Annotated in this window: 7 protein-coding genes and 2 tRNA genes; 1 reads left to right on the top strand and 8 read right to left on the bottom strand. The window is 64.3% G+C overall.

Annotated features, from left to right (window positions below; translation table 11 throughout):
• Nucleotides 1–10: 10 nt before the first annotated feature.
• From JWQ89_RS07070 to JWQ89_RS07050, 5 genes are all read right to left on the bottom strand, one after another.
• Nucleotides 11–376, bottom strand: coding sequence for an NADH-quinone oxidoreductase subunit A (locus JWQ89_RS07070; protein WP_299639614.1), 366 nt, complete (start codon nucleotides 374–376; stop codon nucleotides 11–13).
• A 470-nt stretch (nucleotides 377–846) separates the two neighbouring features.
• On the bottom strand, nucleotides 847–1,380 hold the full coding sequence (locus JWQ89_RS07065; RefSeq protein WP_299639612.1) for an outer membrane beta-barrel protein: 534 nt from the start codon (nucleotides 1,378–1,380) through the stop codon (nucleotides 847–849).
• Nucleotides 1,381–1,645: 265 nt separating this feature from the next.
• A complete protein-coding gene (locus JWQ89_RS07060) occupies nucleotides 1,646–2,191 on the bottom strand; it encodes a porin family protein (RefSeq protein WP_299639610.1) in 546 nt (181 codons plus the stop codon).
• Between the two features lie 196 nt (nucleotides 2,192–2,387).
• Nucleotides 2,388–2,464: transfer RNA gene (locus JWQ89_RS07055), tRNA-Asp, on the bottom strand.
• A 110-nt stretch (nucleotides 2,465–2,574) separates the two neighbouring features.
• Nucleotides 2,575–3,963, bottom strand: coding sequence for an FAD-binding oxidoreductase (locus JWQ89_RS07050; protein ID WP_299639608.1), 1,389 nt, complete (start codon nucleotides 3,961–3,963; stop codon nucleotides 2,575–2,577).
• A 168-nt stretch (nucleotides 3,964–4,131) separates the two neighbouring features.
• On the opposite strand from JWQ89_RS07050, the gene JWQ89_RS07045 reads away from it, so the two are divergent.
• Nucleotides 4,132–4,207, top strand: a tRNA-Val gene (locus tag JWQ89_RS07045).
• Between the two features lie 235 nt (nucleotides 4,208–4,442).
• On the opposite strand, the gene JWQ89_RS07040 is transcribed toward JWQ89_RS07045, so the two are convergent.
• The 3 genes from JWQ89_RS07040 to lon all read right to left on the bottom strand — a co-directional run.
• Nucleotides 4,443–4,718: an HU family DNA-binding protein gene (locus tag JWQ89_RS07040; protein WP_299639606.1), complete on the bottom strand. Its 276-nt coding sequence runs from the start codon at nucleotides 4,716–4,718 to the stop codon at nucleotides 4,443–4,445.
• Between the two features lie 155 nt (nucleotides 4,719–4,873).
• Nucleotides 4,874–6,073: a Tet(A)/Tet(B)/Tet(C) family tetracycline efflux MFS transporter gene (gene tet, locus JWQ89_RS07035; RefSeq protein ID WP_299639604.1), complete on the bottom strand. Its 1,200-nt coding sequence runs from the start codon at nucleotides 6,071–6,073 to the stop codon at nucleotides 4,874–4,876.
• Nucleotides 6,074–6,505: 432 nt separating this feature from the next.
• A partial coding sequence (lon, locus tag JWQ89_RS07030) for an endopeptidase La (protein WP_299639603.1) occupies nucleotides 6,506–8,404 on the bottom strand: 1,899 nt, incomplete at its 5' end.

Raw genomic sequence — 8,404 nt, 5'->3', positions numbered from 1 at the left:
GTCTGCTGACTCAATCCCATTCCAGCGCGCCCTTCTTCCATTCGTAGATGAAACCGATGGTCAATACTCCAAGGAAGATCATGACCGCCCAGTAGCCGAACCAGCCCACATCCTGGAACGCCACGGCCCACGGGAACAGCAGCGCCACTTCGAGGTCGAACACGATGAACAGGATCGACACGAGGTAGAAGCGCACGTCGAACTTCATGCGCGCATCGTCGAACGCGTCGAATCCGGCTTCGAACGCCGACACCTTCTCCGGGTCGGGATTCTTGTAAGCGACAATGAAGGGGGCGATCATGAGGGCCAGGCCGATGACGGCAGCCAGGCCGATGAAGATGGTGATCGGCAGGTAGTTGCTGAGCAACTCGTTCATTGTGCAGCCTAATGGTCGGGCCGGCTGGAGTGGCCGGCACGCGCGGCCAGACGGGCGATTTTGGGCCCGCGAGACGACGCGACTTCGTGTGGCACGGGCTTAGCCCACGCCATCAAGCGATTCAAGGAAAACTAATGTTGATCATTACAGTCCACTTAGCGTGCAGTTTGCCCCGCAAGCGGTGACGGAACGCGGCCGGAAAACGAGAAGGGCCCGGCAGTGCCGAGCCCATCCCCCCATCCGCGCGAAGCCCATTTAAGTGCAGGGGCCGCCGCGCTAACCGTGTCTGTCGATGGAACTGAGCAGGCGAGGCGGGCACAGTGCAACCTAAATGGGGCCCGCGAACGCTTGCAGGCAGCGCGATTTGGCTCCGGTGTTGCGTGCCGGGCACAACGCGGCCGCCCGCTGGCATCTCCCCAAACGAAAGGCCCCGCCGAAGCGGGGCCTTCAAGCTCACCGGGGAGACCCGCCTAGAAGTGCCAGTTGAGGCCGACCTTGCCGGTCTGCGCGTTCTCGGCGGTGTTGTCCCAATCGACCTGGTACTGGTACTCGCCCTTCACCGACAGCGAGTCGGTCAGGCCAACTTCCGCTCCGACACCGACCGGCGTGTAGCCAAGGGTCGCGTCGTTGTAGCCGGCGCCGGCGAGGCCGTAGAACGCGAGGTTGCCGGTGACGAAGCCGAGCTTGCCGTTCACCTGGCCCTGGAGGCTGTCGGGCAGCGTGTCGCCCTGAGCGAGCCATCCGACGTTGCCCTCGACGCCCGCGATGATGTTGTCGTTGAGGAGCACGTTCACGCCGAGATCGGCGCCGAGCCCGAAGACCGCATCGCTCTGGCCCGAAACCCACAGACCCGCATACGGGCCTTCCCAGGAGAAGCCGGAGACGAAGTTGTCCACCACCGGCGGGGAGGGACCCGGGTCAACAATGAGATCGGCGGCCGAGGCGGCCGAGGTGATGCCGGCCACTGCGACGGTGGCGAGCAGAGCAAACTTGAGAGTACGCATTTACGATCCTTTGGGTAGGCTAGTAGGTAGTCCGTAGTCCAGACGGGGGTGAGTTAGGCGGCCCGCCCGAGGGGCGCAAGCGATGAAGCCCAGGATCGGTCCCGGCCGTCCGACCTTTGGCCCCGCCTGTTGCCGCAAGGACACGCGTTGCGGCTGCAATGTGGCGTTGAAATGTCAGCAGTTTGAAGGGGTTACACGTCGCAGAAACGCGCAAGAAATCGCGGCGGCGAAGATAGATTCGCCAGCGAAAACGACCTCGGTGCCGCTAGAAGTGGAAGCGGGCACCGAGGGTAAACTGGTCTTTTGGATTGCCGCCCTCGAGATCGAAGCCGCGCAGATACTCGGCATTGATCGACAGCGCATCGGTGACCGCATACTCGAGGCCGCCACCGGCCAGGAGGTCGCTTTCCCCCGTACCGGTGAGTTCCATGCCGTAGCCGGCCGAGGCGTAGGCCAGGAGGTCGTTGGTGAGCAGCAGGCCGCCGCGGCCCGTCACCTGGCCGTAGGCGGTGTCGATGGTATCGCCGGTCAGCCCGTGTAGCGCCACTTCGCCGCCGACGAGGAAGAAATCGAACTGCGCGTTGACGCCGGCCTCAATTCCCGCCCCGACCTCTGCGTCGCGCAAGGCGCTCGACTGCACCACGCCGTAGACGCCGGCATAGAATCCACTCCAGTCGAATCCGCCGCCCGCCACGGGAACGGCCACGTCGCTCGACTGGATTGGAATGGCGATCACGTCCGACGCCACCGCCGCCCCGGCAGGGGCCGCAAGCATCAATCCTGCGAACAGCAGAAATGGCGATAACCGCATGGACCTCTCCGTGGCCGCCTCCCAGCGTCCAAATGCCCGGCACGTGCCCGCGGTTCCGCGGTTCAACCAAAAGAAATGTGGTGGTGTGCGTTCGGTTGCAAACCGATCATACGCGACAAGCTACCGGGGCGTTAAGACACGGCCTTGTGAAGCGATGTGCGCCGACCCGAAACTTCAGCGATGTGAAGGGAAAGGGTGGCGCGAGAGACGGGGCTCGAACCCGCGACCTCCGGCGTGACAGGCCGGCGCTCTAACCAACTGAGCTACTCCCGCTTGAGCGGCTCGGCCGCGCAACGTGCGGGTCGTTTAGAGGGCGGGTCCGGGAGTGTCAAGCGTCAATTCCCGCGCTTTGCGGCGTCAATCCACAACCCGCGCCGAAACGCTCAGCCGACCGCCGGCAGCGGACGGATGTTCTGGTTGTGACGGAAGAAATTCTGCGGGTCCCACTTGGCCTTGAGGGCCTGCAGCCGCGCCAGCTTCCGAGGCCCGAACGAGTTCTCGATCCGCGATTGTCCTTCGTCGCCGATATAGTTCAGGTACACCCGCCCGGTTGCCCACGGCTTCAGCACCGAGGCTATCTCCTTGACCCGGGCGATGTTGCGCTCATTGTCGGCCGGGTCGGACCAGCCGCAGATGTAGTGCACGTTCCATGGGGCAGTTCGCATGCCGAACGCAGTCGCTTCTTCGGCGACCCGTGACGGTGCGCCACCCCCCGGAACGAGGATGATCGCCGATTCCGGCGACAGCGGCGTCAACGCAAGCGCCGAATAGGCGTCGATCGCCTGCTCGGGCAGTTCATTGAGGAAGTCGGCGGTCCAGTAGTTAAGCGATCCGGGGAAGTTGCCGCCCATCTTCTGGAACTCTGCGTAAGGCATCGGCTGCACCAGGTCAGCGGCTGGCGGGCCGAACGCACGCAGTGGCGCCAGCACCTTCATGCCGTCCTCGACATCGCCCGCATAGATGACCTGCACCACCGCCGCCGGCTTGCCGCGCGCCGGTTCCGGTACGAATGGCGCATTCGGGGCCGTGACGAACGCGACGCCGATACCAACCTCGTCCGGTGCCGTAAGCATGAAATCGCGAACGTGCCTAAGCAGCGCCCCGGCCATGGGAGCTGGATACATCAGGACCCCGGCGAGGACGATCGGGCCGAGCTTGTGCAGGCGGAAATGGAACGCCGTGACGATTCCGAAATTTCCCCCGCCGCCGCGCAGGCCCCAGAACAGGTCGGGGTTCTCGGTTTCCGAGGCAATCACCTTGCGGCCGTCGGCCACGACCACTTCGGCCTTAATGAGGTTGTCGCAGACATAGCCGAACTTGCGCTCCAGCCAGCCGCTGCCGCTGCCGACCGTCAGGCCGGCAACGCCGGTACCGGGATTGCGCCCTCCGGTCATCACGAGGCCATGGGCGGCCGTAGCGGCGTCGAACTCGCCCCAGTTGGCCCCGGCCTCGACGCGGCAGGTCTGCGCCACGGGGTCGATGTCGATTGACTTCATGCCACGCAGGTCAACGCAGATGCCGTCATCGCAGACGGCGGTGCCGGTCACCGCGTGGCCGCCGCCATAGACCGAGAGCGGCAGGTCCAGCCGGCGCGCCAGACCGACGGCCAGCACCACGTCATCGGCACTGTTGCAGCGGGCGATCAGCGCCGGCTTGCGATCGATCATGCCGTTGTAGACGCGGCGCGCGTCGTCGTAGCCGGCATGATCTGGATGCATGAGGGTGCCCATAAAACCGGGCAGTTCGAATCGGCTAAGTTCGGCAATCGACATCGGAGCCCTCCCTGGCCTCAGTCCGACAAACCGTTCAGCGTAGGGGAGCGAGCTTATCCAAAGGGAGCGTCACTGCACAGCCCGTCGTCGCTCGGCCGGCGGCACGGGTTGACGCCCGGGTGGCGAAACCCTAGTTAGTGCCCCTCGTCGGGACCAGCGGTCGCCGATGGGCGGTTAGCTCAGTTGGTAGAGCATCTCGTTTACACCGAGAGGGTCGGCGGTTCGAGACCGTCACCGCCCACCATTCCCCGTCATGTGACATGAGGCTGCCAAGAGGCGCCCACCCTCCTGGCTGTCATTCTAGCAACAGCTGGAACTCAGGCACCGCCCGCGCCCACTGAGAATCTCGCTGGGATGACATCGAGCTTGCGGCGCGGCAGCATCCAACCTTCAGGGGCCCCCTGCCCCGCCCCAAAAACAAAGAGACCCCGGCGACGTGCGCACGGGGCCATATGGTGCTCTCGACCGGGAAACGATCCTTAGTTGATCGAGTCCTTGAGGCCCTTGCCGGGCTTGAACTTGGCCTGGTTGGAAGCCGGGATCTTGATCTCCGCGCCCGTTGCCGGGTTGCGGCCGATCGAAGCCTTGCGCTTGGAAACCGCAAACGTGCCGAAACCGACCAGACGCACTTCGTCGCCCTTCTTCAGCGACGTCGTGATCGCCTCAAACACGGCGTCGACAGCCTCTCCGGCCTGGGCCTTGGTCAGGCCCGCCTTGTCGGCGACGACGCCGATCAGATCGTTCTTGTTAGACATAGCGTTTCCTCACATGTGGGATGCCCGCCCTCACAGGCGAACCAAAACGCCGTGACCCTTCTTCGATTCTGCCCGGAACGCAAGGAAATCCGGGCTTTTCCGCAAGCGGAGCACAGCTATTCTGTTAATGAACTGTCAATTTTGGCTCAACTTTGTCAGCTCTCGGGCGCTACTGTGGCAATCGGCGTTCTCCGGATGCCGAGGAGAAGCGGCAAAGCCAGCAAATACACGGCTCCGCCGACGATCCAGATCAGACCCGGCCAGGTCGGCTTGAGGGCGAAATATACCATCGCAAAGAATAGCGGCCCGAATACTGCCGAGAGGCTGACGAGACTTGCGAGAACCCCCTGGAGCTTGCCCTGGTTGTCGCCGTCGACCTGCTGCGTGGTCAGCGATTGCAGCGCCGGCATGCCGATGCCGCCCAGAGCGAACAGCGGCGCCAGCGCGAAGAGAATCCAGCCCTGCGTCGCAAAGCCGAGAATCAGCAGCGCGGTGAGTTCGCAGCCCATGCCGACGACCAGCGCCCATTTCTCCCCCAGCCGCGCCGCGGCAGGACCGGTGAGCAGCGCCTGCGCGCCGGCATGGAAGAGGCCGAAGGCGCCGAGCGATAGGCCGATCATCAAGCCGTTCCACTGGAACATGTCCTGGCCGAACAGCGCCCAGATGGTCCCGTACATGGTGCCGACGAAGTTCATGATGACGAAAATGGCCATCAGCGGCAGCAGCGCGGCGAACGAGAAGGCCCAGCCGAGCGGGCGGAACGGGTTCAGCGTCCTTAAATCGAACTTCGCGGTGCTGTCTCCCGGCCGGGACTCGGGGAGGACGAACAGCGCCAGCGCGAAGTTCACGGCGTTGAGCGCGGCCGCGACGAGGAACGGCGCCCGCACCCAGATGTCGCCGAGAATGCCGCCGATCACCGGTCCGATGATGAAGCCGATGCCGAACATGGCATGGAAATAGCCGAAGCGCCGCGCCCGCTCCTCTTCCGCCGAGATGTCGGTGATATAGGCGGTGGCGACCGCCATGTTGGCGCTGGTGATGCCGGCGATGGCGCGGCCGATCACCAGCATCCAGAGTTCGGGCGCGAACGCCATGATGAGATAGTCGATCGCCGCGCCGGCAAGCGACAGCAGCAGCACCGGCCGCCGCCCGTAGCGATCGCTCAGCACCCCCAGCACTGGCGAGAACAGGAACTGCATCGCCGAGTAGAGCGCCAGCATGATGCCGATCAGCGCCGTCACCTCGCCGGTATGCGTGACATCCTGCAAGAGCCTCGGCAGGATCGGGAAGATCAGCCCGATGCCGATTGCATCGAGGGTCACTGCGCTGAGGATGACAATGAGTGCCTTGTTCAAGTCGGGACCCTCCGGACCGGCTGACATGCAGGAGGCGTTCAATATTTGTTCAGTTGGGCGAGGACAAGCGGAATTCGGAGGGGCTGGTGGCAGGGATTGCGCTCTGCTGAAGCGGGATGTGCGTGGTGCCTGCCCGCAGTCGATGGCATCCCTGCGGAAGGCGACCCAACTCTCGGCTGGGATGACAGAGGGGGGAGGCGCAAGAGCTGAACCGCACGGCCCCCTCCCGGCCTCCCCATGAAGGGGGAGGTGCGCGCCGGTGCCTTGGGCAAGATGATGCCACGCACTGGGTGCGGCACCCTCCTCTTTGTGGGGAGCGCTGTGGAGAGGCGGTCAGCTGCAGGGCGGCACCAAACCCGAGCCCCGTCGGGCTGGCGCAAACGAAAACGGCGCCCCAAGGCGCCGTTTCCAACTTCATCGCTCCGAGCCCGCTTAGTGCGGCAGGCTCGTGCCGGCTTCGTCGCCATCGACGGGGGTTTCGATCGCCGGCACTGCGGCGGGCTTGTCCTCGTCGTACTTCCATTCGATCGGCTCGGGCTGCTTGACCAGGGCGCGGCTCAGCACCTCGTCCATGCGGCTCACCGGGATGATCTCCATTCCCTTGGTCACGATCTCGGGGATTTCCTTCAGATCGCGGGTATTCTCCTCGGGGATGAGGACCGTCTTGATGCCCGAGCGGAGCGCTGCGAGCAGCTTCTCCTTGAGCCCGCCGATCGGCAGCACGCGGCCGCGCAGCGTTACCTCGCCGGTCATCGCCACGTCGTGCCGGACCGGGATGCCGGTCATCAGCGAGACGATGGCGGTGGCCATGGCGATGCCCGCGGACGGACCATCCTTCGGCGTCGCGCCTTCCGGCACGTGCAGGTGGATGTCGCGCGTATCGAACAGCGGCGGCTTGATGCCGAGCTCGACCGACCTCGACCGGACATAGCCCGATGCGGCAGTGATGGATTCCTTCATCACTTCCTTGAGGTTGCCGGTCACCGTCATGCGGCCCTTGCCGTGCGTCATCACGCCTTCGATCGTCAGGATCTCACCGCCGACCGAAGTCCAGGCGAGGCCCGTCACCGCGCCGACCTGCGGCTCGGCATCGATCTTGTCGTTCCGGTAGAACGCCGGCCCGAGATATTCCTCGAGCAGCTCGGGCGTGATCTCGACCTTGGTGGCCTTCTTCGTCATCAGGTCGCGAACCGCCTTCCGCATGAGCTTCGACAGCTCGCGCTTCAGGTTACGCACGCCCGCTTCACGGGTATAGTTCCGCACCACCGCCATCAGCAGCTCGTCGTTGATGACGAACTCCTTGGGCTGCAGGCCGTTCTCCTTCAGCGTCTCCGGGATCAGGTGGCGCCGGGCGATCTCGAACTTCTCCTCTTCGGTGTAACCCGAGAGGCGAATGATCTCCATGCGGTCCATCAGCGGGCCGGGGATGTTGAGCGTGTTCGAGGTGGTGACGAACATCACGTCCGAGAGGTCGTAGTCGACCTCGAGATAGTGGTCGTTGAACGTGTGGTTCTGCTCCGGATCCAGCACTTCGAGCAGCGCCGAGGATGGATCGCCGCGGAAATCCTGGCCCATCTTGTCGATCTCGTCGAGCAGGAACAGCGGATTGCTCTTACCTGCCTTCTTGAGCGACTGGATCACCTTGCCGGGCATGGAGCCGATATAGGTCCGCCGGTGGCCACGGATCTCGGCCTCGTCACGCACGCCGCCGAGCGCCATGCGCACGAACTCGCGGCCGGTCGCCTTGGCGATCGACTTGCCGAGCGAGGTCTTGCCGACACCTGGAGGGCCGACGAGGCAGAGGATCGGCCCCTTGAGCTTGCCGGTGCGCGACTGCACCGCAAGGTACTCCAGGATGCGTTCCTTGACCTTCTCGAGGCCGTAGTGATCCTCGTCCAGCACCTTCTCGGCGTAGAGGAGGTCGCGCTTGACCTTGCTCTTCTTGCCCCAGGGGAGCGTCAGCAGCCAATCGAGATAGTTCCGGACGACCGTCGCTTCGGCGGACATCGGGCTCATCGTCTTGAGCTTCTTGAGCTCGGCGTCGGCCTTGGTCCGCGCTTCCTTGGAAAGCTTGGTCTTCTTGATCTTCTCCTCGAGCTCGGTCAGCTCGTTGGAGCCTTCCTCGCCGTCGCCCAGCTCGCGCTGTATCGCCTTCATCTGCTCGTTGAGATAGTACTCGCGCTGGGTCTTCTCCATCTGCCGCTTGACGCGGCTGCGGATGCGCTTTTCCACCGGCAGCACGCCGATCTCGCCTTCCATGAGGGCGAGGATCTTCTGCAGCCGCTCGGCCACGGCGGTGGTGCCGAGCAGGTCTTCCTTCTGCTCGATCTT

It is taken from the genome of Devosia sp. (genome assembly GCF_028290645.1).
GTDB lineage: Bacteria > Pseudomonadota > Alphaproteobacteria > Rhizobiales > Devosiaceae > Devosia_A.
The sequence above is the reverse complement of the archived record's forward strand: the minus strand, read 5'-3'. Positions and strand labels throughout refer to the sequence as shown.